Annotated in this window: 22 protein-coding genes; 13 read left to right on the forward strand and 9 right to left on the reverse strand. The window is 58.3% G+C overall.

Translation table 11 applies throughout. From position 1 onward, the window contains the following. Positions 1-36 precede the first annotated feature (36 nt). The gene (locus DL88_RS20630; protein ID WP_210165262.1) at positions 37-303 is read left to right on the forward strand and encodes a hypothetical protein; all 267 of its coding nucleotides are present in this window, start codon (positions 37-39) and stop codon (positions 301-303) included. Between the two features lie 114 nt (positions 304-417). Next, a complete protein-coding gene (gene ettA, locus DL88_RS04110; RefSeq protein WP_034992401.1) occupies positions 418-2,070 on the forward strand; it encodes an energy-dependent translational throttle protein EttA in 1,653 nt (550 codons plus the stop codon). Between the two features lie 135 nt (positions 2,071-2,205). Here the strand turns inward: ettA and DL88_RS04115 are convergent, their stop codons facing one another. After that, complete coding sequence (locus DL88_RS04115) at positions 2,206-2,784, reverse strand: mismatch-specific DNA-glycosylase (RefSeq protein ID WP_084704921.1); 579 nt, start codon at positions 2,782-2,784, stop codon at positions 2,206-2,208. An 81-nt stretch (positions 2,785-2,865) separates the two neighbouring features. Continuing rightward, positions 2,866-4,482 (reverse strand): fumarate hydratase, encoded by a 1,617-nt coding sequence (locus DL88_RS04120; protein ID WP_034992405.1) that lies wholly within the window; start codon positions 4,480-4,482, stop codon positions 2,866-2,868. Between the two features lie 285 nt (positions 4,483-4,767). On the opposite strand from DL88_RS04120, the gene DL88_RS04130 reads away from it, so the two are divergent. Next, positions 4,768-5,790, forward strand: coding sequence for a glucokinase (locus DL88_RS04130; protein WP_034992412.1), 1,023 nt, complete (start codon positions 4,768-4,770; stop codon positions 5,788-5,790). A 90-nt stretch (positions 5,791-5,880) separates the two neighbouring features. On the opposite strand, the gene DL88_RS04135 is transcribed toward DL88_RS04130, so the two are convergent. Continuing rightward, positions 5,881-6,345 carry a PTS sugar transporter subunit IIA gene (locus DL88_RS04135; protein ID WP_034992931.1) on the reverse strand — a complete coding sequence of 155 codons (465 nt, stop codon included), beginning with the start codon at positions 6,343-6,345 and terminating at the stop codon, positions 5,881-5,883. 458 nt (positions 6,346-6,803) lie between these two features. Between DL88_RS04135 and DL88_RS20635 the strand changes: the two genes are divergently transcribed. Then, a complete protein-coding gene (locus DL88_RS20635) occupies positions 6,804-6,971 on the forward strand; it encodes a hypothetical protein (protein WP_210165263.1) in 168 nt (55 codons plus the stop codon). Between the two features lie 380 nt (positions 6,972-7,351). On the opposite strand, the gene DL88_RS04140 is transcribed toward DL88_RS20635, so the two are convergent. Continuing rightward, entirely contained in the window at positions 7,352-8,371 is a 1,020-nt protein-coding gene (locus DL88_RS04140; RefSeq protein ID WP_034992416.1) for an energy transducer TonB family protein, read from the reverse strand. A gap of 388 nt (positions 8,372-8,759) precedes the next feature. Here DL88_RS04140 and miaA point away from each other — a divergent pair, with 388 nt between their 5' ends. After that, positions 8,760-9,740, forward strand: coding sequence for a tRNA (adenosine(37)-N6)-dimethylallyltransferase MiaA (miaA, locus tag DL88_RS04145; protein ID WP_051955579.1), 981 nt, complete (start codon positions 8,760-8,762; stop codon positions 9,738-9,740). A 177-nt stretch (positions 9,741-9,917) separates the two neighbouring features. Here miaA and DL88_RS04150 read toward each other — a convergent pair whose 3' ends face one another. Continuing rightward, entirely contained in the window at positions 9,918-10,169 is a 252-nt protein-coding gene (locus DL88_RS04150) for a hypothetical protein (protein ID WP_034992419.1), read from the reverse strand. A gap of 343 nt (positions 10,170-10,512) precedes the next feature. Between DL88_RS04150 and adh the strand changes: the two genes are divergently transcribed. The 4 genes from adh to DL88_RS04175 all read left to right on the forward strand — a co-directional run bounded on the left by adh (position 10,513) and on the right by DL88_RS04175 (position 14,479). Continuing rightward, a complete protein-coding gene (gene adh / locus DL88_RS04160) occupies positions 10,513-12,033 on the forward strand; it encodes an aldehyde dehydrogenase (protein WP_034992423.1) in 1,521 nt (506 codons plus the stop codon). A gap of 136 nt (positions 12,034-12,169) precedes the next feature. Beyond that, positions 12,170-12,547, forward strand: coding sequence for a DUF779 domain-containing protein (locus DL88_RS04165; protein WP_034992425.1), 378 nt, complete (start codon positions 12,170-12,172; stop codon positions 12,545-12,547). Between the two features lie 179 nt (positions 12,548-12,726). After that, complete coding sequence (locus DL88_RS04170; protein WP_034992428.1) at positions 12,727-13,977, forward strand: NAD(P)/FAD-dependent oxidoreductase; 1,251 nt, start codon at positions 12,727-12,729, stop codon at positions 13,975-13,977. Positions 13,978-14,116: 139 nt separating this feature from the next. After that, a complete protein-coding gene (locus DL88_RS04175; protein WP_034992431.1) occupies positions 14,117-14,479 on the forward strand; it encodes a Rieske 2Fe-2S domain-containing protein in 363 nt (120 codons plus the stop codon). A 279-nt stretch (positions 14,480-14,758) separates the two neighbouring features. Here DL88_RS04175 and DL88_RS04180 read toward each other — a convergent pair whose 3' ends face one another. Both DL88_RS04180 and DL88_RS04185 read right to left on the reverse strand, forming a co-directional pair. Continuing rightward, positions 14,759-16,009 (reverse strand): CCA tRNA nucleotidyltransferase, encoded by a 1,251-nt coding sequence (locus tag DL88_RS04180; protein WP_034992433.1) that lies wholly within the window; start codon positions 16,007-16,009, stop codon positions 14,759-14,761. A 61-nt stretch (positions 16,010-16,070) separates the two neighbouring features. Further along, entirely contained in the window at positions 16,071-16,679 is a 609-nt protein-coding gene (locus DL88_RS04185) for a DUF1285 domain-containing protein (protein ID WP_034992437.1), read from the reverse strand. A gap of 508 nt (positions 16,680-17,187) precedes the next feature. Between DL88_RS04185 and DL88_RS04190 the strand changes: the two genes are divergently transcribed. From DL88_RS04190 to DL88_RS04200, 3 genes are all read left to right on the forward strand, one after another. Further along, on the forward strand, positions 17,188-18,195 hold the full coding sequence (locus tag DL88_RS04190) for an AAA family ATPase (protein ID WP_034992441.1): 1,008 nt from the start codon (positions 17,188-17,190) through the stop codon (positions 18,193-18,195). Positions 18,196-18,213: 18 nt separating this feature from the next. Further along, complete coding sequence (locus DL88_RS04195; protein WP_034992444.1) at positions 18,214-19,140, forward strand: DUF58 domain-containing protein; 927 nt, start codon at positions 18,214-18,216, stop codon at positions 19,138-19,140. Positions 19,141-19,256: 116 nt separating this feature from the next. Continuing rightward, a complete protein-coding gene (locus tag DL88_RS04200) occupies positions 19,257-22,145 on the forward strand; it encodes a DUF4159 domain-containing protein (protein ID WP_034992936.1) in 2,889 nt (962 codons plus the stop codon). Between the two features lie 141 nt (positions 22,146-22,286). Here the strand turns inward: DL88_RS04200 and DL88_RS04205 are convergent, their stop codons facing one another. Next, entirely contained in the window at positions 22,287-23,189 is a 903-nt protein-coding gene (locus DL88_RS04205) for a LysR family transcriptional regulator (RefSeq protein WP_034992940.1), read from the reverse strand. Between the two features lie 134 nt (positions 23,190-23,323). Here DL88_RS04205 and DL88_RS04210 point away from each other — a divergent pair, with 134 nt between their 5' ends. Continuing rightward, complete coding sequence (locus DL88_RS04210; RefSeq protein ID WP_034992448.1) at positions 23,324-24,097, forward strand: SDR family oxidoreductase; 774 nt, start codon at positions 23,324-23,326, stop codon at positions 24,095-24,097. Between the two features lie 30 nt (positions 24,098-24,127). Here DL88_RS04210 and DL88_RS04215 read toward each other — a convergent pair whose 3' ends face one another. Continuing rightward, positions 24,128-24,628: an Lrp/AsnC family transcriptional regulator gene (locus DL88_RS04215; RefSeq protein WP_034992453.1), complete on the reverse strand. Its 501-nt coding sequence runs from the start codon at positions 24,626-24,628 to the stop codon at positions 24,128-24,130. Between the last annotated feature and the right edge of the window lie 205 nt (positions 24,629-24,833).

The raw sequence follows: 24,833 nt of genomic DNA on the forward strand, positions 1-24,833 counted from the left end.
CATAACGATAGTATCAGGAAAATTGGATGAATCTTTATGCCGAAATCCGGGAAATACCGGCACATTCCGGTGAACCGGGTCTGGCTTTCGTTCTTCGGAAGGGCGCGGTGGCGTGCCCGCGTGACGATCCGGCCCGCGTCCTCTGCTCTTGGCATCCGTCCGGGACGCAATCTGTGCGGAAATCATGACGTCATCAGGACGATGGTCCCGAAACCCGTGCTGCCGGTACCGGCGTCTCGAGCCGTTAAACAGGCCTGCGCGTTTCGTTGCGTCGAACTGGACCAGACCATCGCCTGTCGTTAAAAGCAGGTCCCAAGAGTAGCCAAAGAGCTGCGGACGAGCAGCCGACTGGCTCATCCTTGACTATTTTTCAAAACATTCGTCGCAAGACATCTGGAATCGCGAGATCGACAGCCCATGGCGCGGCAATTCATTTATCATATGCAGGGTCTTACCAAGGCCTATCCCGGCGGCAAGAAGGTTCTCGACAATGTGAACCTCTCCTTCTACCCGGATGCGAAAATTGGTGTTCTCGGTGTCAACGGCGCCGGTAAATCGACCTTGCTGCGCATCATGGCGGGGATCGACAAGGATTTCTCTGGTGACGGTTTCGTCGCGGAAGGCGCAAAGGTCGGTTATCTGCCGCAGGAGCCGCCGCTTGACGACACTCTGGACGTGCGCGGCAATGTGATGCTGGGCGTTGCCGCCAAAAAGGCCATTCTTGACCGCTACAACGATCTCGCCATGAATTATTCGGACGAGACCGCGGATGAGATGACCCGGCTGCAGGACGAGATCGAGGCGCAGAATCTGTGGGATCTCGATGCCCAGGTCGATCTCGCCATGGATGCGCTCGGCTGTCCGCCAGACGACTGGCCGGTCAACAAGCTCTCCGGCGGTGAGCGCCGCCGCGTTGCGCTTTGCAAGCTTTTGCTCGAACAGCCGGAAATGTTGCTGCTCGACGAACCGACCAACCATCTCGATGCTGAGACGGTGAACTGGCTCGAAGGTCATCTGCGGACCTATCCGGGCGCGATCCTGATCGTCACTCATGACCGCTACTTCCTCGACAATGTCACCGGCTGGATTCTCGAGCTCGATCGTGGCCGCGGCATTCCCTATGAGGGCAATTATTCGAGCTGGCTGAAACAGAAGCAGAAGCGCCTCGCCCAGGAAAAGAGCGAGGATGAGGCACGCGTTCGCGCTCTCGAGGCCGAGGCCGAATGGATTGCCGCGAGCCCCAAGGCGCGCCAGGCCAAATCCAAGGCGCGTATCCAGCGTTATGAGGATCTCGTCGCCAAACAGTCGGAAAAGGCGCCCACAACGGCGCAGATTGTCATTCCTGTGGCGGAACGGCTCGGCAATAATGTCATTGAATTCTCCCATCTCAACAAGGCATACGGCGACAAGCTCCTGATCGACGACTTGTCGTTCAAACTGCCGCCGGGCGGTATTGTCGGTGTCATCGGCCCGAATGGTGCCGGTAAGACGACGCTGTTCCGCATGATCACCGGACAGGACAAGCCGGATGCGGGCACGATCACCATCGGCGACTCGGTGCAACTCGGCTATGTCGATCAGTCGCGCGATGCGCTCGACAACAACAAGACGGTCTGGGAAGAGATTTCCGGCGGCAATGAAGTGATCTATCTCGGCAAGCGGGAAATCAATTCACGCGCTTATACGGGAGCTTTCAACTTCAAGGGCTCAGACCAGCAGAAGAAAGTCGGTATGCTTTCGGGCGGTGAACGCAACCGCGTGCATCTCGCCAAAATGCTGAAATCCGGCGCCAATGTGCTGCTGCTCGACGAGCCGACCAATGATCTCGATGTCGAAACCCTGCGTGCGCTGGAAGAGGCATTGACGGATTTCGCCGGCTGCGCCGTGATCATCTCGCATGATCGCTTCTTCCTCGATCGTATCGCGACCCATATGCTTGCCTATGAAGGCAACAGCCATGTCGAATGGTTCGAGGGCAATTTCGCCGATTATGAGGAAGACAAGAAACGCCGCCTCGGCGTCGAAGCCTTGACGCCACACCGGATGAAATACAAGAAATTCTCGCGGTGACGTTTTCATGATTGGGGCCTGTATACGATACGTATACAGGCCTTTTTTTATTTTATCATTTTCTGTGTATGTTTTGTCGGCGCTAGCCGGGGGTATGCAAGGGGCTTGTATGCGCCTACGGATCCTCGTGCTCTGTCATATGTCTTTCGTGATAGAGAAATCCGCCAGGCGATCATACCATTCTGTCTGTTCCGCCGGCGTGAAATGGGAATTGGCCGGGCTCGGATTAGGCACGACGAAGAGTTTCGTTCCGCTGATCACAAGGTCCTGCAATCCAAGGCGGCCGCCGTGTTTTCCGGCGAATTTCTCTCCAGTCAGGGCTTCGTGGAGCGGCCGGAATGCCGTGACGCCATGGAAACAGGCGATCTGCGGCTGAAAGGTTTCGATCTTTTCCTTGAGAGCGGCGACGGCTTCCACGAATTCCGCTGGAGCGAGTTCCGAGGCATTGGCCGTGGCGCGTTTCACGAGATCGGTGAAGCCGAAACCATAGGCAGGCAGCATTGTGTCATGAACGGGAAGAAGCGCATCGACGCCCAAACCCGCGCGTGCCTTGGTGCTCAGCCGCGATTTTGAGAAGCAGGGCCAGAAACGATTGATCTTACGGGCGAAATAATGGCCCTGTTCGACCGAATAGCGCGACGGATTGATGCCGACGAAGAGAATATCGAGGTCGGGAGCGAGGAGATCGGGCAGGGTGGCTTCTGTATCGGTCATGATATGTATCGGATGTGAAGTGAAACAGCAAAAAGGGGCCGCGAGGGCCCCTTTTTCTTCGCAGGAGAAAAAAGGCAGACCTCAGCCGAGGTGAAGCTCCTTGAAGAAATCATTGCCTTTGTCGTCAATGACGATGAAGGCCGGAAAATCTTCCACTTCGATCTTCCAGATCGCTTCCATGCCGAGTTCGGGATATTCGAGCACTTCGACCTTCTTGATGCAATCCTTGGCGAGCCGCGCCGCCGGACCGCCGATCGAGCCGAGGTAGAAGCCATGGTGCTTGGCGCAGGCCTCGCGCACTTGCGCCGAGCGATTGCCCTTGGCCAGCATGACCATGGAGCCGCCGGCGGCCTGGAATTGGTCGACATAGGAATCCATGCGTCCCGCCGTCGTCGGGCCGAAGGAGCCCGAGGCATAGCCTTCCGGCGTCTTGGCGGGACCAGCGTAATAGACCGGATGATTCTTGAAATAATCGGGCATCGGCTCACCGCGTTCCAGGCGCTCGCGGATCTTCGCATGGGCGAGGTCGCGCGCGACGATCATCGGGCCGGTCAGCGAGAGGCGGGTCTTGATCGGATATTTGGTGAGCGTGGCGAGAATGTCTTTCATCGGCTTGTTGAGGTCGATCTTGACGACATCGCCGCCGAGCTTGGCTTCATCTACATGAGGCAAATATTTCGCCGGATCATGTTCCAGCTCTTCGAGGAACACGCCCTCGCGGGTGATCTTGCCGAGCGCCTGCCGGTCGGCGGAGCAGGAAACGCCGATGCCGATCGGCAGCGAGGCGCCGTGGCGCGGCAGGCGAATAACACGGACGTCGTGGCAGAAATATTTGCCGCCGAATTGCGCGCCGACGCCAAGGCTCTGAGTCAGCTTGAAGATTTCGGCTTCCATGGCGAGATCGCGGAAGGCGTGGCCATCCTCGCCGCCCGTGGTCGGCAGACCGTCGAGATAATGGGTCGAAGCCAGCTTGACGGTTTTCAGATTATATTCCGCCGAGGTGCCGCCGATCACGATCGCGAGATGGTAAGGGGGGCAGGCGGCGGTGCCGAGCGTGAGGATCTTCTCGTGCAGGAAGGCGATCATCCGGTCATGCGTCAGCAATGACGGCGTTGCCTGGAACAGGAAGGTCTTGTTGGCCGAGCCGCCGCCCTTGGCGACGAACAGGAATTTATAGGCGTCTTCGCCTTCGGCATAGATTTCGATCTGCGCCGGCAGATTGTTCTTGGTGTTGACTTCCTCGAACATGGACAGCGGGGCAAGCTGCGAATAACGCAGGTTTTTCCGCGCATAGGCGTCCTTGATGCCTTCGGCGAGCGCGCTTTCATCCTCGCCGTCGGTAAAGACGAGGCGGCCCTTCTTGCCCATGACGATGGCGGTGCCGGTATCCTGGCACATGGGCAGGACGCCGCCGGCGGCGATATTGGCGTTCTTCAAAAGATCGTAAGCGACGAATTTGTCGTTCGAGGTCGCTTCCGGATCGTCGAGGATTTTGGTGAGCTGGGCGAGATGGGCGGGGCGCAGGAGGTGGTTGATGTCCGCCATCGCTTCATCGGCCAGCATGCGCAAAGCCTCGCGATCGACCATGAGGATCTCATGATTGCCGAGTTTTTCGAGGCGCACCCCGTCCTGTGTCAGCTTGCGATAGGGGGTCTCATCCTTGGCGAGCGTGAAAAGCGGATTGTAATGCAGGGTCATGAGTAAGGTCCGGCGTATTCTTGAAGCTCCGGGCAGCGTGCAAATGACGATGCCCGGCTGAGTTTGGGAGCGTTCTAAGCGGTTCGCCCGGGCTTTCCAATGCCCTCTTAGGGCGCATGGTCAGCCGCGAAATTGCCCACCAAGCCGATTTCCACGGGAACACCTATCCGGTTCGCGAATTGCGCGGCCACGCAGAGCTGCTTCGCACGGTCTCGAGACCGCGTGGCGAACAGGAAAATTGGTGGCTCCGCTGGCGCAGGGGCATTTGTCGAAGGATAGGGCGACATGCATTTTCCTTTTCCCCACCTTCTCGCCGATATCGGCGGCACCCATGTCCGTTTTGCTCTGGCTGCCAAACCGGGCACTGCCGTCGAGCCAATCTTGTCGAGCCGGACTGCCGCCTTTGCGGATTTTTCGGAAGCGCTCGCCAGCGTGCTGTCGCAATCGCCGGTCATTCCGCGTTCGCTGATCGTCTGCGCCGCTGGTCCCGTCGCGGGACGGCGTATCGCGATGACCAATGCGCCCTGGACGATCGATGGCCCCGCTATAGCGTCGCATTTCGGTCTCGAACAAGGGTTGTTGTTGAATGATTTCGAGGCCCAGGCCTATAGCCTCTCTGTGCTGAAGGAGGAGCTCGTTCATCCGATTGGCTCGCAGACAGAGCGCCAGGCGGGTGCCCAGATCATTCTTGGGCCTGGCACTGGCCTTGGGGTCGCCGCCTTGGTTTCGCTGCGCAAGGGCTATTATGCCCTGATGAGCGAGGCCGGCCATGTGGACCTTGGGCCTGCCGACACGGAGGAAGCGGCGCTCTGGCCGTATATTGATCCCGGGCCGACTGGTCGGATCAGCGCCGAAACTTTGCTTTCCGGAGCTGGTCTGATGCGCCTGCATCGGGCGCGGCTCGCGCGCTGCGGCCGGGCCATTGTCGAGCCTGATTCCGCCGGATTTGATCCGGGAGCGATCGGCCATTTGATCGAAGCTGCGCATCGCGACTCGTTCGGCGAGGAAGCAGCGACCGTGGCTTTGTTTTTCACCTTGCTCGCGCGTTTCAGCAGTGACATGGCGGTGACTTTCGTCGCCCACGGAGGCGTGACCTTTGCCGGAGGGATCCTGCCGCGAATGATCGACCTTCTCGATGTGGAGCGGTTCCGGGCCCGGTTTGAGGACAAGGCTCCCCACCGACATTGGGTGCAGGCCATTCCGACGCGCCTGATCCTTGATGAAGCCGCGCTTCTCGCGGGGCTCGCGGCGATCGCGGCCAGTCCCGATTCCTATTTCATCGATTATGCGCACAGGGCCTGGCGTTGAACCGCGTAGGTGCGGATTTCCGCCGAACCTCATAAATCCCAATAGGTTGGGATTTATGAGGCCTTGTATTATGTGCGGTTTATCTGGATATCAGGCGGCCCGGGAAGTTTCGTTCGCCGTCAGCACGGAATAAAGCGCCGACTGGTCGCGCGCGGCGCGCAGCTTCTCGGCCGTGGCCGGATTGCGGAGCAAACGTGCGAGGCGGGCGAGCGCCTTGAGATGATCGGCTCCCGCCGATTCCGGCGTGATCAAGAGACAGATTAGATCGACCGGCATGCCATCGATCGCATCGAATTCTATTGGCCTCACAAGCCGCGCGAAAACGCCGAAAATCGATTTCGCCTTGTGCAGTTTGGCATGGGGAATGGCGATGCCGGATCCGATGCCGGTCGAGCCCAATCTCTCGCGCTGCAAGACGGTATCGAAAATCTCTCGCGCGTCGAGGTCGGAGATTTGGGCCGCATGGTTGCTGAGATCAAGCAGAGCCTGTTTCTTGGTGTTGGCCTTCAACGAGGGGATAACCGCCTCGGCGGCAATCAAATCGGTCAGGGACATTATGTGGAAATCCAGGCTGCGCTCGGAGAAACGACGAAGACAGGTCAAGCAGATTGTTGTCGGAAACGAAAGAAGCGACCCATCCGCTTCGTTGAAACAGACGCGAGACGATGGGATGCGCATGCGAAGCAGCTCAACTCATCTTCCTCATAATTCATCCGAGCTCGACATTCATATCAAATTCTAGACAAAATGTCTACTTTTCCCAATGGTTTACAGGTCATATTGGAGGCGGGTGAGCCTTTTGCTCTTCTCGCACTGCGAAATATCTGGCGGTTGGGATCCCTCCGCCATTTAATTCAAAGGATTGACTGGGCAAACGATGATCCTCCGCTTCCAATCACGCGGAGCCCTTTTTCAACAGCAATAATCCGGAGAGCGGAGACCGCTTTTCGGGAAAATTTCAGATATGTTCTAAAGAGTGGCGAGCCGCGCTCACACGTCCGATAAATCGAGCGATGCTCTTCGATGAAATTCCGCCGGATAAAATCCGCCAGCAAAACGCCGCTGGTCAAAATCCCGCGATAAATGGGAAAAGCCATCTCTGGCGGGATGATTTATGCAGATATGCCCATATTCCGCAGGAATTCCGGGTTCCGTTCTTGCAGATCATTCGATTCCAATGATTTGCAACCATATACCACCTTATTCCTTCGGAATGGTAGTATACAAGGCCATGCAAACTATGAAACGCCACTGCTGCCAAGCCGTGCTTTCGATGGAATCATTCATCCTGAAAACAGGCTCAATCAGGGCGATACATTAAAATCGTGTCCATGGCATGTCCTCGATACAAAGGCGTGTCCTCGCTAAAACCCGGCCTAAGAGTTTGAACGTCCGTGCGTTCTCCAGCAAGGCGTTCTTCAGCAAAGCTTCGGGTATCTTTTGAAATTCTTATCAGCCAATCGATAAAATAAATCACGGCAAAGTCAATTGGATCGAAAGCCGTCTTGCATCGAGAATAAGCCCTGTCTTTTTACAGACATGTAGCCTTTTCTTCATCTCTTCATCGTGCGGGGAAACTCAGGCGCGCCACGAATCCGCGTGGAATGCCGCGTGGTGGTTCGGGAAAGGGTGCCGCCTTGCGGACAGCCTCCATGGCGGCAGCGTCGAGATCACGCTGGCCGCTGGTGTGGTAAAGGGCTTGATGGGTCAACCGCCCTGTTTCATCGATCCAGAAACCAATGACGACTTCCGCCTCCACATGGCGTGGTCCGTGCTGTGGATCTTTCTGCTGGCGTGTGATGAGGCCGAAGAGAATGGAGAGATAATTCGCATCCGATGTGCCGCCGCTGATCGGCGTCGGACGCGCTGCCTGCGCCACCGAAAAGCTCGGCGCTTTGGTCAATGAGGACAATTGGCGCGCGACTGCCGCCTTGGCATCCTCCGACAGAGGGGACTTGATCCGTGTCGGCTGGCTGGCCTGCTTTTTCGTTTCCTTTTTCGGTGCCGCTTTGTCGAGTGGTTCGGCGTCTGGATTGTCGTCCGGCTTGAGCTCGGCCTCGGCTTTCTCTTCCTCCTTGGGGAGAGGCTCAGGGGCGAGCCTCGCTTCCTTCAGCTGCGCCGGTTTTGGCGCGGTCTGTGAGGCCGGCTGCGCCGTATCGGGCGCGCCGCTCGTTTTGTCGGGTGATTTCTTCTGATTGGTTTCTTTATTCGGCGCACGCGGGGCGTCAAAGGCCATCACCGCGTTGTCCTTCTCGATCTTGATCGGCTTTTCCTCAGTGAGCTGAGGCTTGTGTATTTCCTTTGGCCGTTCCGGAATGACCGGGGGCGGAGGCTGGGCAGGGGCTTCCTGTGGCGGAGGCTCCATCACCACTTCCACGGGAATCTCTTCCTGCGCCGTTTGAACCTCGTCGGAGAAATGCGCGAGCAGCAGGAGAATGGCGCAAAGGTGTAGAAGCAGGAAAAAGGCGAGTAGCAGCAGGAACTGGCGCCGTTCCAGCGAGCGGCGCGGTCGCACATCGGTGTCAAGCCGCTCTTGAGGGTCCGCGCAGAGCTTGGCGGGGAACGAAATGCCGTCACGCATTCAGAGGCCGTAAATCCAAGGAGCCATGAACCCAGGTTGGCCGGGGAGCGCCGTCATCAACCTTTTCGATGAATGAACTTCTTTAAAAATGATACTAAATTATAGCCTGAAAACAGGCTGGTGGGCAAAGTCCGGATTTCCATTGAGGATGATCGGAAGCCCATGATTATATAATCAAGTGTTCCGATGCATCCTTTTCATGCTGTTGTCAGCCGATAATAGACAAGTTTCCTGATCCGGAAATTGCCTATTCCTCGGATTACGCTTCATACCATGTCTCGTTGATCGCAACTTTCGCAATCAATGGGATCCGGCAGGAAGCCGCCGCCCCGCAGCCGCGGGGGCCGAATCTCTCCGAGATCCGGTATCACCGTCACATGATTTGCCCATGCCTTCACAATCCGACCGGTCACCAAGGCAGCCCGCCGCCTTGCTTATTGCCGGGCCCACGGCGAGCGGAAAATCGGCGTTGGCGTTGCGTCTTGCGCGGCGACTCGACGGTTTGCTCATCAATGCCGATTCGATGCAGCTCTACCGCGATCTACAGATTCTTACCGCACGGCCCAGTCTGGAGGAAGAGAGCCTCGCCCCCCATCGTCTGTTTGGATGCGTTGATGGGAGCGTCAATCATTCCGTCGGTCTTTGGCTCGAACGGGCAGGGGCCGCCCTCGAGGAAGCCCGTTCCCTTCGCCTGTTGCCGATCTTTGTCGGCGGTACGGGACTTTATTTCAAGGCGCTGACGCAGGGGCTTTCCGAGATTCCGCCCGTGCCGGAGGCGATACGGACGGAACTGCGGCTTGAGGCCCAGGAGCGCAGCACGCCGGATCTCCATCGGGAGCTCGGGCTCTGCGACCCGCTCATGGCTGCTCGGCTAAAGCCCAACGACAGCCAGCGCATTTTGCGGGCACTCGAAATCTTTCGCGCGACGGGGCGGAGCCTCGCAACGTTCCAGAACGCGCGCAGCCTTCCCTTGCTCGATATGCACGCCTGTGCCGCTGTTTTTCTCGCACCGGACCGCGATGATCTCAATCGCCGGATCGATGCGCGTTTCGATGCCATGCTCGCCGAGGGGGCGCTTGCCGAGGTCGAGCGGCTTGGTGCCCGTGGCCTCGATCCGAGCCTGCCCGTCATGCGCGCGCATGGTGTGCCGCATCTCCTGAAGGCGCTGCGCGGTCACATGGCCATGGAAGAGGCCATCCGGCAAAGTAAACTCGATACACGCCATTACGCGAAACGGCAGTTTACCTTTGCGCGTCATCAATTGCCGGATTTTGTATGGGCCGCGCCGGAAGCAGGAGAAAGGGCACTCACGCGAACCCTTTTTAATTCGGAGAATCAGGGGGAAGTTGCATATCCCCATGCGACATAATGTCAAAATGGAACCATTTTCCATGGGATAAACCCGGGATGGCGTCTGATCTCCGTCGAAAGGAATAGGGTCGCTCCCTTCTCAAACGGCACGCTGCGGTTAAAGTGCCCGTGTTGGTAAGCTGCGTTTCCCAAAAGAGTCTCTGGATTTGCCGCGCTTGCATGATCGGAAGTGTGCTCATTTTTGATTTTTGCGGCAATGTGCAACCTCGCTTCTAAAAATCCATTGGTTTTGCTGTGATGAGGCAAAATCAACGGCTCCGGCCATCGCGGGTGCTGCTTGCCACGGACTATGCGGAACATGCCGCGAAGCGACTAAAATAAAGACGAAAATGAGACCGGGCTGCCTGCGGTTGTTCGGAATCTCGGGAGGAAGGACGCCGTTCATGCCTGTCTTGCAATGATCCGAAGCCGCGACCTTGCGGCCCATTCCGGATCGGATGCTGACAATGGCCGTCTTCTCGATCCCCCGCCACTGATCCGTGACGCCTGTTCTTTTTTCACGGCTGACTGGAGCATTCCAAAATGCTCAACCCATCGTTTCGCGTTGGGTCCGTTGAACGATGATCAAGAGCGTCTTGCGTCGGGATTGAATCTTTATCCGATTCAAAGCCTTTGAAGATACTCTCATTTTCTGAGGTGGAGCGGTTGGCGGCTATGCCGCCCGGCTCTCGCTTGAGACCCTGTATGGCAGCCGCATGGCGCGTCAAAAATGGGGATAGGGCGCGCTCCGGCTCCGGGGTGGCGCCGCACAATTCACAAGGAAGGAAACCATGGTCGAAAAACTCATCGCCGATCTGGGCCAGGACATTGCGATCCGCCCCCATTATGACAATTTCATCGGTGGCAAATGGGTGCCCGCCGTCAAGGGACAGAAGTTCGACAATATTTCTCCGATCGACGGCAGGGTGGTTTGCACCGTGGCGCGTTCGACCGCCGAGGATGTGGAACTCGCCCTCGACGCTGCTCATGCGGCGCGCGAAAAATGGGCAGAGACCTCGCCGATGGAGCGTTCGCGCATTCTTCTGAAGCTGGCCGACCGGATGGAAAGCAAGCTCGAGACTCTGGCGCTCGTCGAGACGATCGACAACGGCAAGCCGATCCGTGAGACCACCGCCGCGGACGTGCCGCTCGCCATCGATCATTTCCGTTATTTCGCCGGTTGCCTGCGTTCGCAGGAAGGCACGCTCAGCGAGATCGATCGCGACACCGTCGCCTACCATTTCCATGAGCCGCTCGGTGTCGTCGCGCAGATCATCCCCTGGAACTTCCCACTGCTGATGGCTGTCTGGAAGCTCGCTCCCGCGCTCGCTGCTGGCAATTGCATCGTCCTGAAGCCTGCTGAACAGACACCGATGAGTGTCATGGTGCTGATGGACATCATCGGCGACATTCTGCCGCCGGGTGTCCTAAACGTCATCAACGGTTTCGGTATCGAATGCGGCAAGCCGCTGGCACAGAGCAAGCGCATCGCCAAGGTCGCCTTCACCGGCGAGACGACGACCGGCCGTCTCATCATGCAATATGCGTCGGAAAACATCATTCCGGTGACGCTCGAACTCGGTGGCAAATCGCCGAACATCTTCTTCGCCGACGTTGCCGATGAAGACGATGATTTCTTCGACAAGGCGCTCGAAGGCTTCGCGATGTTCGCGCTGAACCAGGGTGAGGTCTGCACCTGCCCCTCGCGCGCTCTCGTGCATGAGAAGATCTACGACCGCTTCATCGAGCGGGCCATTGCCCGCGTCCAGAAGATCAAGCAGGGCAATCCGCTCGATCCGACCACGATGATCGGCGCGCAGGCCTCGAACGACCAGCTCGAGAAGATCCTCTCCTATATCGACATCGGCAAGCAGGAAGGCGCGAAGCTCCTCACCGGCGGCGCACGCGCCGACGTCGGACCGGATTTCGCTGGCGGCTTCTATGTTCAGCCGACGGTTTTCCAGGGCACCAACAACATGCGTCTCTTCCAGGAAGAGATCTTTGGACCCGTTCTCTCGGTCACGACCTTCAAGGACGATGAAGACGCCCTGCGGATCGCCAACGACACGCTTTATGGTCTCGGCTCCGGCATCTGGACCCGCAACATCAACCGCGCTTATCGGTTCGGCCGCGGCATTCAGGCGGGCCGTGTGTGGACCAATTGCTATCATCTTTATCCGGCTCATGCGGCCTTCGGCGGCTACAAAATGTCCGGTATCGGCCGTGAGACCCACAAGATGATGCTCGATCATTATCAGCAGACGAAGAACATGCTCGTCAGCTACAGCCCGAAGGCACTCGGCTTCTTCTGAGCCGGAATGGGCGAGAGCGAGAAAAGGAAATGACTATGGCGGGTGGGGCTCTCACCCGCCATATGTGTTTGAACAGGCGTGACAGTGTTTCGGATTATCCGGAAACGCTGCAACAAAAGACAAGGGGAGGGAAATCATGGTTGAACGTGTCATCGCCACGGAAAAGGCCATTGAGCTCATCGAGAAGCTCAAGACGGCGCATGGCCCATTGCTGTTTCATCAGTCGGGCGGCTGTTGCGATGGCAGTGCTCCGATGTGTTATCCGATCAATGAATTCAAGACCGGTCTGCAGGATGTTCTGTTGGGCACAATCGCCGGATGCCCGGTCTATATCGGCGGTGCACAATTTGAGCGTTGGGCGCATACACAATTGATCATCGACGTCGTGCCTGGCCGCGGCTCCGGTTTCTCGGTGGAATCGCCTGAAGGCGTCCGCTTTTTGACACGCAGTCATGTCTTTACAGACGAGGAATTGGCGCGCCTCACGCCCTTGCCGGAACCGCACGCCGCGTGACCGGTTCGATAGCGATCCTCCGGCAAAGCCTCGCGTTCGCGTAATATCCTGATGCCTCCCTCGCCAATCCCTGCTCCAAGACAACTCCTCAAGACAGCATTGATCTTGCTTGAACCGGCTCCCGGCCTTGTGGGGGCCGGGTTCGAGTTTCATGGTCGATTTGCTCTTGGAGAAGAAAGATGGGGAATGAGCCCGATCCGCACCTTGCGCGGATTGTCGTGGTCGGTGCGGGCCATGCCGGCGGCACATTCGCAGGTCTGATGCGTGACATGGGCCATAAAGGTCCGCTCCTTCTCATCGGCGATGAGCAATGGTTCCCCTATCAAAGGCCGCCTCTGTCCAAGGATTATCTGAAAGGAGCGGCCACCGAGGATAGCCTGCTGTTGCGCAATCCCTCCTTTTACGAGGAGCGGGGCATCGAGGTGCGTACGGGCGATGGTGTCGCGGCGATCACGCCGGAGAAAAGGCAGGTTCATCTCACCGATGGCACGGCCCTGCCTTACGATATTCTGGTCCTGGCGACGGGTTCGGAAAATCGCGGCCTTACGGTTCCCGGAGCGGAGCTTGCCAATATTTTCGCCTTGCGGACGCTCGCCGAGGCCAAGCGGCTGAAACAGATGTTGCAGCCGGGAAGCCGTCTCGCCGTGATCGGAGGCGGCTACGTGGGACTGGAAGTCGCCGCCTCGGCGCGCCAGCTCGGCGCTGAAGTCACCGTGATCGAGCGCGCGGAGCGTGTCCTAGCGCGTGTCGCGAGCGCGCCGCTTTCGAGTTTTTATGCATCCCATCATCGAGCGCAGGGAGTGCGCATCGAAACCGGCGCGGAAGTAGCGTCGCTTGAGGGTGACGCGGCAGGAAAAGTTACCGCCGTGTGTCTGGCCGACGGGCGGCAATTTGCCTGCGACAGCGTGGTCGTTGGCATTGGAGCTCTTGCGCGCGATCAGCTTGCCCGCGCGGCGGGCCTTGCCTGCGAAAATGGCGTCAGGGTCGATCTCGACGCGCGGACATCCGATCCTTTCATCTATGCGCTCGGCGATGTCACTTCGCGTCCGCTTCCCCTTTATCAAGAGCGCATGGGGCGCCTCGAAAGCGTCGCCAATGCGCTAGAGCAGGCCAAACAGGCGGCTTGCGCGATTCTTGGCCAGCCCGCTCCGGAGGCTGTCGTGCCGTGGTTCTGGTCTGATCAATATGACGTCAAATTGCAGATTGCGGGCCTGCCATTTGATTGCGATGGCATGATCGTCAGAGGTGATACGACGAGTGAAAAATTCGCCATCTTCCATATGTGTGGCGACCACATCCAGGCCGTGGAAGCGGTCAATTCCCCGGCGGAATTCATGGGCGGCCGCCAATTCATCGCCACGAGGCAAATGGTCGATCCGCACAAGCTGGCGGATCCCGCAGTTGGCATCAAGCGGGTCGTGACCGGTTGAGCGCCGGCATGGATTCACTGCCGCTCATGCCGGGCTGCCCGTTCAGAAACAATGCATTTGGCTGGCTTGCCGCTTGCATTCTTGGAATTAAACAAATTCGGACGGGTGAGCTGCTTCATCCAAAACCAGGAGTTGTTGAATGGCATTCGTCAAGGTTTGCGAAGAGTCTGAGTTGATCGAGGGCAAATATGACGTTGCCGTCGCCAATCGCACGCTTTGCCTCATCATTTGGCCGCAGGACGGCCAGCCGCGTGCATTCCAGGGCATGTGCCCTCATGCCAAGGAACCGCTGGCCGATGCGCGTTTTGACGGCAAGAGTCTCGAATGCCGCCATCATGAATGGCTGTTCGATGGCTCGACCGGCAAATGCACGAAAGGTAAGCCTTGCCAGCTTGCCGAATATCCACTGAAGATCGAGGGTGGAGAGGTGTTCATCGATCCTGAGGGTGTCGAGCCGAATTATCTCGATGGTCCGCCGAAACAGCCGGGCATTATGCGCTGAGGCAGCTTTTCGCGGCTTCGGTCTGTCCGCACAATGCGAATGCGTTTTCGGATTCGCTCGATGAAAATAATGCAATTCCAAATATTTGGAATTGCATAACAAAGCTTCAAATCGAAGATTCACGGCAGCGTTGATTTTGTCTGGAGATGCAAAATCAATCGTGGCTCATGCCACGCAAGGCTGCCCTGGGCAGCCCGTTTGAGGGAGCGGGCTGCCCATTTTATTTGGTGAAGTCGAAAGACACGGCGTTTGTTCCCGCGCGGGACATTTCCTCAATACTCACGACTTTCTTGGCACTGTAGCGAGAATCCTATCGCGCAGAATATTGAGATCCCTAGCATTATCCGGAAAGCCGGCCTCGATCCAGGCTTGCTCTAGTCTTTGCAGGGTCTGGCCAATGATCGGCCCGGGTTGGACCCCTAAAGCCAGGAGATCGGCACCGGAAAAAGGCAGTTTAGGCTGAGGCATGCTGTTCAAGCAGGCATGCGCCAATTGCCAGCCAGCGGCATTCTCATCCGAAGTTTGCGCACATTGCAGCAGGAAGGCATCGCCCAGTGCTATGCTCCGGTGACGCAGGAGCAGAGCCTTGATCGCCGCTTCGTTGGGCGCGCCCTCGCCGTGCAATTGTTCCATGAGGCGCATCGCCTGATCAAGGCGTGTGGTTTCTGCATTGGAAAGAGCGAGCCGCCCGCGTAGAGGAACGACATTTTCCCGAATTTCGGTAAAAAGCGCGGCAAGCCGCAGGATTGGGTCCTGCGTTTCTGTGAGTCCAATGGCGATGAAACGGGCAAGCCGTCCCGTATGGGGCACGAGCGGCAGAAGTGGAGCAAAAAGACCAGCTTCCGCGATTTCAGGGATGATTTCGCCGCTTCGCCGGGCCGAGAGCAATTTCAGTAATTCGACGTGGACACGCTCGGCCGACAGGCGCCGCAGACCCTCCTTTTCCCGGATCGCCGCGTGGAATCCTTCGCGATCGAGGGAACCCTCCGCGAATTCGGCTGAAAATCGGAAGAACCTCAAAATGCGCAGATAATCTTCGACAATCCTTTGGCGCGCGTCACCAATGAAGCGGACGCGGCCCGCCGCGAGATCGGCAAGCCCGTTCGTATAGTCATAAAGGCGGCCTTTTCGATCCATTGAAAGGGCGTTGATGGTGAAATCACGGCGATGCGCATCGAGTGCGAAGTCGCGACCGAAACTGACCAAGGCATGACGCCCGTCGGTCTCGACATCCTCGCGCAAGGTCGTGATTTCGAAAGGTTCCCCTTCGATGATGACGGTGATGGTTCCGTGCTCGATGCCGGTTGGAACGCTCTTGAGACCAGCGGCCGTGGCGCGGGCCTGAACGGTTTCAGGTAGGGCCGTTGTGGCAAAATCATATTCATGAACGTGCCGGCCGGTCAGCGCATTGCGCAAGGCGCCGCCGACGAGACGCGTTTCTTCGCCATCGCCATCGAATATTGAGAAGATCCGGGTTACTTCCGCCCGTTCCAAAAGCGCGGAAGTCCTCGGTCTCAGGCTCGTCTGCATGGCTTGCAGCGATAATGTGCGGGCGTTGAGAGAATGCCGATGAATAGGGTCATGAAGGCCATCAAGGCTTTTCCTCCATCTCCTCGGCTTTCGCCATGGCGAAAAAGCAATCGCCGGAGCGGATGCCGAACCAGGACTGCCCATGGCAGGGCTCGACCGTTGCAGCGTCGATCAGTTCGTAAAGCAAGGCTCTCGTCGCAAGCGCCCAAAGGTCTCCACGTACCCGGTGATAGGGTTTCAGGCCACCGTCCGGCAATGTCTCGAAGCGCAGGGGATGGGCGGCGTCCACCGGCACCCAATCATCGAAATTGGTGCGCAGGGAAATGCGGGTTTCGTCCTCACCAGTCTCGCAACGCATCTCGACTGCCAGAAACGGCGCATCCTCGACTTCGATGCCGACGCATTCGACTGGCGTTACGAGGACATAGCGATCCTTGTCCCGGCGCAGCAAAGTGGAAAAGAGCCGCGCCAACGCAGGCCGTTCGATCGGCGTTCCCTGGTAGAACCAGCGCCCGTCGCGCGCGATACACATCGGAATGGCACCGCAATAGGGCGGGTTCCAGAGATCGACAGGGGGCAGGGCCGCTTCGCGGTCGCTTGCCGCGGCTTCCCGCGCGAAGGTGGCGAGGCCAGATGCGACAGGCCCGAAGGAAGGTAGCTTATCATCCATTGCTTGCGCATCTCATGATCGGATTGGGGAGACAATAAATCGAGGCCACAATCTCCACACCATTTTCGCATCTTATTCTCATGAAACAAGCCGAGGTCATTGCTGCGTTTTCATCGCATCACAGCGAAAGGGAGGCAGTTTTTTCAGAGATTTTAATGATTTATAAAACGGAGAGCTTTGCGCGCATCCGATACATCGCCTTATTGCCCCGAAGGAAATTCATGAAGGAGAATTCACGGAGCAGCAGCAGTGCGCACTTGCTTTTCCTCAGTGTCACGGGAAATATCGTGGACCAATGCCGATATCCTGATTTTTCAACAGGGCTTTAGCTTGGCAAGGGCGTATCGTTGCTCAGTTCCGGGCATGCCAAACCATCGGTCCACGCCTGCGCTGCAAAGGCTTTCCAGTCGAGTTGGGCGTCGGAAGAGTTCGACGCTTTCCTCCATACGATTTCCTGATCTGTTCTTTGTCTCATTTTGCGAGGCAAAGGTTGGCGAAAGGCCAGTTGATGCCCCAAGTGCTTACGACATCGCTTGAAGATGCCATCATTCGCAGCGCCGAGGAGACGCTGGACCGTATAGCGGCGGCTCGCAACGCCATTGAGGCGATCATTTTCGGGCAGCAGCGCGTGGTGGAAGAGGCGCTCGTGACCTTGTTCGCCGGTGGCCATGGCCTGCTTGTCGGTGTGCCGGGCCTTGCCAAGACCAAGCTCGTCGAAACGCTTGCCACCGTGCTCGGCCTCGATGCGCGCCGCGTCCAGTTTACGCCCGATCTGATGCCGGCCGATATTCTCGGCTCGGAAGTGCTCGAGGAAAATGCCGAAGGCAAGCGCATCTTCCGCTTCATCAAGGGGCCGGTCTTTACGCAATTGCTGATGGCTGATGAGATCAACCGGGCGAGTCCTCGGACGCAATCCGCGCTCTTGCAGGCGATGCAGGAATATCATGTGTCGGTCGCGGGCGAGCGGCATGATCTGCCGCAGCCGTTCCATGTTCTGGCGACCCAGAACCCGCTCGAACAGGAAGGGACCTATCCTCTGCCAGAAGCGCAGCTCGACCGCTTCTTGATGCAGATCGATGTCGCTTATCCGGATCGCGCCGCTGAACGCCGCATCCTGATCGAAACCACGGGGGAAACCCCGACGGTCGCAAAAGCCGCCATGAGCGTTGATGATCTGATGGCGACCCAACGTCTTGTCCGCCGCCTGCCGGTCGGCGATTCCGTTGTCGAGGCGATCCTCGATCTCGTGCGCTCGGCACGTCCCGGTGAGGGAGAGGGTGATCCGAAGGTGACGAAACATATCGCATGGGGGCCGGGGCCACGCGCCGCCCAATCCCTCATGCTCGCCTGCCGGGCGCGCGCGCTGGTGACGGGCAGGCTGTCGCCCTCCATCGAGGATGTGAAGGTGCTGGCGCTGCCGATCCTCAAACATCGCATGGCTTTGACCTTTACCGCGCGGGCAGAGGGGCTTGGCATCGATGATGTGATCGGCCAGCTCGTCGGTCTTCTCCCGTAAAGCGGGGAGCCGCGCATCGTGCCCGATATCTCGCTTATCGATCCAGGGCAGCATGGCCTCGATTCGGCGCGGCAGGATGAGGCGCTGAAGCTTGCCGCGCGCATTCCGGCGCTGATCGTCATGGCGCATGAGATCGCCGCCAGTGTCATGCATGGTGTCCATGGCCGCCGCCGGCCAGGCACAGGGGAGAGCTTCTGGCAATTTCGCCCCTATTCATCCGGAGAATCTGCTTCCCGGATTGATTGGCGCCGCTCGGCGCGTGACCAGATGCTCTATGTGCGCGAGCGGGAATGGGAGGCAGCCCATACGATCCTCTTATGGGTCGATCGCAGCCCATCCATGCATTTCGTCTCGAGCCTTGCCCGGCAATCGAAGGTGGATCGGGCCCTTGTCCTTGGCCTCGCCGCTGCCGATCTTCTCGTCGCGAGTGGCGAGAGAATCGGTCTCATCGGCCTGACACGGCCGCAGGCGACACGCCGGATCATCGAACGTCTGGCCGATGCCTGGATTAAGGAAGAGCGCACCCCGGGCTACCGAGCCGCCGAAATGCCTGAGGCCTTTCCCTTGCCGCGGGGCGCCCAGGCCCTGCTGATCGGCGATTTTCTTTGCGACCCAGAGGAACTTGGCACGGTGATAGACAGTCTTGCGGCACAGGGCGCGCGGGGCCATCTGCTGATGATTGCCGATCCCGTTGAGGAGACCTTTCCATTCAAGGGCCATCTCGAACTGGTCGATGTCGATTCCCCAGCGCGTTTCCGTGTCGGTCACGCGGAGCATTTCGCGCAGGATTATCAAACAAGGCTTGCCGCGCATCGTGAGGCGATCGCGCGGATCGCATCCAGAAGAGGCTGGAGCCTATTGCTCCATCGCACGGACCGGCCGGCTTCGGAAGCCTTGCTGGCCTTGCGCATGCGTCTTGAAGCAGGAACTATGATGCGGATCTAGAGGTCTAGCCGGGGATTTTGATCTGGAGCCTCGGTCTTTCGAGACTGGATGGTTGGAGCCTTGATGATTCGAGGGAAGCGGTTCGAAGCCATCCGACAGGCTTCAAGGGAGTTTTGATGTTCGGCTTGCCGCTCGCTTTTACACTTCCCGCCGTGACTGTGGCGCTTGCCGGGCTGCCCCTCTTGTATTTTCTCTTGCGCGCGACGCCGCCCCGGCCACGGCAGATCCCATTTCCGCCGCTGCGGCTCATTCTCGGGTTGCGGCCGCAGGAAGAGACACCGAATCATACGCCCTGGTGGCTTTTGGCGCTGAGAATGGCGATTGCGGCCCTGCTCATTCTGGCGATGGCTGGTCCCATATGGAACCCTTTGCCGGGGCTTGCCGCTTCGCCGGGCTCGCTGCTGATCGTGATCGATGATGGTTGGCCTGCCGCTCCGAACTGGGATGCGCGCATGAGCGCGGCCATGCAGCATATTGATGCCTGGCGCGAGGAAGGACGTCCCGTGGCGCTCGCCTCGATTTCCGAAGGAAGCCGTGAGATCGAGGCCATGGAAGCGGCGCGCGCCCTCGATCATCTGCGGGCGATCAAGCCGGTACCGTATCGGCCTGATCATCTCAGCGTGTTGCGCTCCGTCGAGCAATTCGTGAGCAAGGAAAAACCCGCCGCGATCGTTTGGATCAGCGATGGGCTTGAAGAAGGCAATGCCCGCACTTTCGCGGAAAAGCTTGCCGGCCTTGGACCGCAATTGATCGTGCTGCGCGAGTCCAAAGCCGTGCATGGTCTTGCCAATCCGAGGAATGCTCCTGGCGCCCTTGAGATCGACGTCCTGCGTTCTCGGGGAGAGGGTTTGAACGATGGTTTCGTTCGGGCGCGCGATGCCAAGGGAATGACGATCGCGGAGGCCGGTTTCCATTGGGATCAGGGTCCACGGACGCAGGCGCGTTTCGATCTGCCGATCGAATTGCGCAATGATATCGCGCGCCTCGAAATCGAACGGGAAGCTTCGGCAGGAGCCGTTTCCCTGCTTGACGAAAGCGTCAGGCGCCGGCGGGTTGGCGTGATCAGCGGCGAGACGGCGGATGTGTCGCAGCCATTGCTCGCACCGAATTATTATCTCACGCGGGCGCTGGCGCCTTTTGCCGATGTTCGTGAAGTGCGGCCTGGGACGCCCGATCCGATCGGGACTTTGCTAAACGAACAAGTCAATGTGCTTGTCCTTGCCGATATAGGCTCGATGTCGAGCGCGGCGCATGAGCAACTAGTCCAGTTCGTCGAACAGGGCGGCATTCTGGTGCGTTTTGCCGGTGTGCGTCTCTCCGGAGCCCAGGATGATCTTGTGCCGGTCAGATTACGGAGCGGCGGCAGGGTGCTTGGCGGCTCGCTCTCCTGGGATATACCGAAACATCTGGCTCCGTTCGATCAGCAAAGCCCGTTTTTCGGGCTGGCGATCCCTGAGGAGGTCACTATCTCGCGCCAGGTGCTGGCCGAGCCGGACGCGGGTTTGACGGCGAAAACCTGGGCACATTTGTCGGATGGAACACCTCTCGTCACGGCGGAGAAGCGCGGCAAGGGCATGATCATCCTGTTTCATGTTACGGCGGATACAACCTGGTCCAATCTCCCGCTGTCTGGCCTCTTCGTTGACATGCTGCGCAAGATCGTCGGCCTCTCCGCCGGAATGGAACCGCGCCAGGGCACAGCCTTAGCGGACGGCGATGAGAACGCCTCGGTTCATCCTCTTGCGGGTGCCAATCATGGGCAGACATTGGCGCCGTGGCGCACGCTTGACGGATTTGGTGTGCTTGGTGCGCCGTCGCCCTTGGCGAAGCCCTTGCCTGTCCCCTTCACTGGTTCGCCGGATGCCGAGCATCCGCCGGGCTTTTATGGTCCGCCGGAGGCATTGTTTGCGGTGAATGCCCTTGCTTCCGGTGACAGTCTCACGGCCGTTGATCTTGAAGGCATTTCCTTGCGCGAGCAGATCCTGCAAGCGGCGCGTCCGGTGGATTTGCGCGCCTTTCTGATCTTTATCGTCTTCCTGCTATTCCTCGTCGATGCCGCGGCTTCGCTCTGGCTCGCGGGAGGATGGGCGCGGTTTTCCCGTCGCCTTGCGGTCGCTTTCCTCTCGATCCTTTGCGCTGGGGTGATTTTGCCTTCCGCCGGGCCGGCCCATGCGGCTGCCAAAGCCGAGCGTCAGACGGTGCAGGCGGCTGCTTTGCCACCCAATGGGGCGAGCAGGGATGATCTGCGCGGTATCAACCAGCGTGACCAGGAATCGGCACTGACGACCCGCCTGGCCTATGTCCGCAGCAATGATCCGAAGGTCGATGCGGCAAGCCATGCCGGGCTCATCAGCCTTTCCCGCGCTCTCGCTTCCCGGACCTCCATGGTGCCCGGAGAGCCGATCGGGGTCGATCCCGCAAAGGATGAACTCGCCTTTTACCCCTTGCTCTATTGGCCAGTGGCCGCCAATGCGCCACAGCCACCTCCCGAGGTGGCAGGCAAACTTTCGGCCTTTATGAAGCAGGGCGGTACCATTCTGTTCGACACGCGCGATGCCTTCACGGCACGGCCGGGTGGTCCACCCACGCCGGAGGCTCTATGGCTGCGTCATCTCCTCGAAGGGGTCGACGTGCCTCAGCTCGAACCGGTGCCGGCTGATCATGTCGTTACCAAAACCTTTTATCTGCTCGATTCTTTCGTTGGCCGCTACGAAAACGGGACGACATGGATCGAGGCTTTGCCACCGCAGACGAACCAGGGCGACGCGCGGCCCGTTCGCTCGGGCGATGGTGTCTCGCCCATCATCATCACGGGGAATGATCTCGCTGCCGGATGGGCTGCCGATGCCTATGGCGACAGCCTCTATGCGTTGATCCCGGGTGACCGCCGTCAGCATGAGATGGCGCTGCGGGGCGGTATCAATCTGGTGATGTACACGCTGACCGGCAATTACAAAGCCGATCAGGTCCATGTTCGCGACCTTTTGGAGCGCCTCGCGCATTAGAGCATTTTTCGTTACGTTGAATCGCTCTGCGATTTCATGTGTTTGCAAAGATGACATGAATGCACGAGGGGCGCGTTTTTAGAGCGTGTTCGAATGTTTCCAAACTGCTCTCATTGGGTGACATTCCGCGACGACAGACTACTACAGCCGCGTTTTCGCGAGCAAGAGCGCCGAAACCCAGTCGATGAAAACCTGAAGCCGGCGCGAGAGGGGACGCCTGTGGGGATGGAGCAGGCTGATGGGCATGGGCGCTGCGGTCCGATCCGGCATGAATGTGGCGAGGCGTCCGGCTTTCAGATAATCCGCGACATCATAGAAGGGAATCTGGATCAGGCCGAGGCCCGCCAGACAACAGGCGATCAGGGCTTCCGCATCATCGACGGAAATTCGTGTCGGCGTTTGCACGCCGTGGCTTCGTCCGTTGTCTACCCATTCCCATTCTTCCGGCCGTCCACTCAAGGGTGAGAGATAGGTGATGATCTGATGCCGCGACAAATCATCGATTGTCTTCGGCGTGCCGTGACGATCGAGATAGGCTGGGGCCGCGCAATTGACGAGGGCGAGATTGCCGATCTTGCGGCTGATGAGGCTTGAATCGCTCAATGGTCCAACCCTGATGACGCAATCGATCCCGGCCTGAATCGGATCGACCAGACGGTCGGTGCTGCGCAATTCGAGGCTGATATCAGGATAGTCGGAGAAAAAGCCGGGTAGGGCAGGAGCTATGATGGAATGGCCAATGCGGCTTGGCACATTGATCCGCAACAAGCCGTGCGGCTTTGCGGAGGCGTCTCGAAACAGGCTTTCGGCTTCGTCATAATCGGCGAGGAGGCGTTGGCTGCGCTCGAAAAACGTCATACCGTCCTGTGTCGGAGACACTTGGCGCGTCGTTCGATGCAGTAGAGACGCACCTACGCGGGCCTCCAGCGTCTGTACCGCCGTGGAGACAGATGAGCGTGGGAGGCCGAGCGTTTCGGCGGCTTTGGTAAAGCTCGCGCTTTCGACGACACGCACGAAAATGCGCAGAAGATCGATCCGATCCAAGAATGGCTCTATTGTTCGGATATTCCGACGAATGAATCCATATAAGCCTGCTTTATCCAGCAAGCCAAACAAATAATCTGCAGCCGGATTTTTGGGACGCATCGTCGGGTTGCGTGTGACGGGAGACAAGATTCATGAGCGACCATAAGATCGAGGGAAAGACCATTCTCATCGCCGGAGGAGCCAAGAATTTGGGTGGTCTGATTGCACGCGATCTCGCGCAGCACGGTGCCAAAGCGATTGCGATCCACTACAATAGTACAGCCTCCGAAGCCGCCGCCCGGGAAACACTTGCCGCGATCGAAGCGGCGGGCGTCAAGGCTGTCGCATTCAAGACTGATCTGACGACAGCCGGCGCGATGGAACAATTGTTTGCGTCCGTGATCGCGGCGGTCGGCCGGCCCGACATTGCCATCAATACTGTCGGCAAGGTGCTGAAAAAGCCGATTATCGAGATTTCGGAAGCTGAATATGACGAAATGGCTGCCGTCAACGCCAAATCGGCTTTTTTCTTCCTGAAGGAAGCCGGTCGGCATCTCAATGACAATGGCGCGATCGTGACTTTGGTGACATCGCTGCTCGGCGCCTTCACACCGTTCTATGCGGCTTATGCCGGCACCAAGGCACCCGTCGAACATTTTACCCGCGCGGCGGCGAAGGAATTCGGTGATCGCGGTATTTCGGTGACGGCGGTCGGTCCCGGCCCGATGGATACACCTTTCTTCTATCCTGCCGAGGGGGCGGATGCGGTCGCCTATCACAAGACGGCGGCGGCCCTTTCGAAATTCTCGAAAACAGGTCTGACGGATATCGAGGATGTCGTGCCGTTCATTCGCTTTCTGGTTTCGGAAGGTTGGTGGATCACCGGCCAGACGATCCTGATCAATGGTGGATATACAACGAAATGATCATTGGTTTGCGTAAATAAGATTAAATGATCACGGTTGTCCGCGTGGCTCGATCAGGAGATCGAGCGGATAGCCTTCAAAGGCCTTGTCCGTCGCCAGGACAACATGGCCGTGGAATTTCTCCACGCCGAGATCGCCGCGGCTCATGAAATCCGACAATTCATTGTAATGGTCTATGTCGCGGCAGATAACCCGCATCAGATAATCGATGCGGCCGCCAATCTTGAGACATTCAAGGACTTCCTCACGTTTGCGGATCGCCGCGAGGAAGCGGTCGAAATCGGCTTCGCGGTGGTTCTCGAGGATGACCTCGACCATCAGCATTACAAAGCTGCAGATCTTCGGCAGATCGAAATCGGCCAGATAGCGCCGGATTAACCCATCTTTTTCGAGAGTTTTCACGCGTTCCAGACAGGCGCTTGGAGAAAGATGGACGTCTTCGGCGAGGCGCACATTGCTGAGCCGCGCGTCGAGTTGCAGCCGTTTCAGGATCCGGAGATCGGTCTCATCGACATGATGCCGCCTTGTCATGGGATCATCCCGCTACTCTTCATGGTGGAGAGACTATACCCGATCGCGTCGCTTGCCGCCGCCGCCATTCATGCGACGGGGCGTTATCCGCTTCTTGGTACATTTTTCTAAGAAATTGAAAATACGCCGGAATAAACGCCGATGATTATTCGGTAAACGGCGGCTTCTTTCGTCGATCATACGGTAAATCGACGGATTTTCGACC

The sequence above is a fragment of the Beijerinckia mobilis genome (assembly GCF_000745425.1).
Lineage (GTDB): Bacteria > Pseudomonadota > Alphaproteobacteria > Rhizobiales > Beijerinckiaceae > Beijerinckia > Beijerinckia mobilis.

Bases quoted from the DNA above. Each gene is read 5' to 3' on its own strand.
- DL88_RS04185 (WP_034992437.1), bottom strand. From the start codon at position 16,679: ATGGATGATAAGCTACCTTCCTTCGGGCCTGTCGCATCTGGCCTCGCC.
- DL88_RS04165 (WP_034992425.1), top strand. From the start codon at position 12,170: ATGGTTGAACGTGTCATCGCCACGGAAAAGGCCATTGAGCTCATCGAG.
- DL88_RS20630 (WP_210165262.1), top strand. From the start codon at position 37: ATGCCGAAATCCGGGAAATACCGGCACATTCCGGTGAACCGGGTCTGG.
- DL88_RS04140 (WP_034992416.1), bottom strand. From the start codon at position 8,371: ATGCGTGACGGCATTTCGTTCCCCGCCAAGCTCTGCGCGGACCCTCAA.
- DL88_RS20635 (WP_210165263.1), top strand. From the start codon at position 6,804: ATGCTCTTCGATGAAATTCCGCCGGATAAAATCCGCCAGCAAAACGCC.
- miaA (WP_051955579.1), top strand. From the start codon at position 8,760: ATGCCTTCACAATCCGACCGGTCACCAAGGCAGCCCGCCGCCTTGCTT.
- DL88_RS04170 (WP_034992428.1), top strand. From the start codon at position 12,727: ATGGGGAATGAGCCCGATCCGCACCTTGCGCGGATTGTCGTGGTCGGT.
- DL88_RS04115 (WP_084704921.1), bottom strand. From the start codon at position 2,784: ATGACCGATACAGAAGCCACCCTGCCCGATCTCCTCGCTCCCGACCTC.
- adh (WP_034992423.1), top strand. From the start codon at position 10,513: ATGGTCGAAAAACTCATCGCCGATCTGGGCCAGGACATTGCGATCCGC.
- DL88_RS04175 (WP_034992431.1), top strand. From the start codon at position 14,117: ATGGCATTCGTCAAGGTTTGCGAAGAGTCTGAGTTGATCGAGGGCAAA.
- DL88_RS04190 (WP_034992441.1), top strand. From the start codon at position 17,188: ATGCCCCAAGTGCTTACGACATCGCTTGAAGATGCCATCATTCGCAGC.
- ettA (WP_034992401.1), top strand. From the start codon at position 418: ATGGCGCGGCAATTCATTTATCATATGCAGGGTCTTACCAAGGCCTAT.
- DL88_RS04200 (WP_034992936.1), top strand. From the start codon at position 19,257: ATGTTCGGCTTGCCGCTCGCTTTTACACTTCCCGCCGTGACTGTGGCG.
- DL88_RS04120 (WP_034992405.1), bottom strand. From the start codon at position 4,482: ATGACCCTGCATTACAATCCGCTTTTCACGCTCGCCAAGGATGAGACC.
- DL88_RS04180 (WP_034992433.1), bottom strand. From the start codon at position 16,009: ATGCAGACGAGCCTGAGACCGAGGACTTCCGCGCTTTTGGAACGGGCG.
- DL88_RS04215 (WP_034992453.1), bottom strand. From the start codon at position 24,628: ATGACAAGGCGGCATCATGTCGATGAGACCGATCTCCGGATCCTGAAA.
- DL88_RS04135 (WP_034992931.1), bottom strand. From the start codon at position 6,345: ATGTCCCTGACCGATTTGATTGCCGCCGAGGCGGTTATCCCCTCGTTG.
- DL88_RS04130 (WP_034992412.1), top strand. From the start codon at position 4,768: ATGCATTTTCCTTTTCCCCACCTTCTCGCCGATATCGGCGGCACCCAT.
- DL88_RS04210 (WP_034992448.1), top strand. From the start codon at position 23,324: ATGAGCGACCATAAGATCGAGGGAAAGACCATTCTCATCGCCGGAGGA.
- DL88_RS04150 (WP_034992419.1), bottom strand. From the start codon at position 10,169: ATGGGCCGCAAGGTCGCGGCTTCGGATCATTGCAAGACAGGCATGAAC.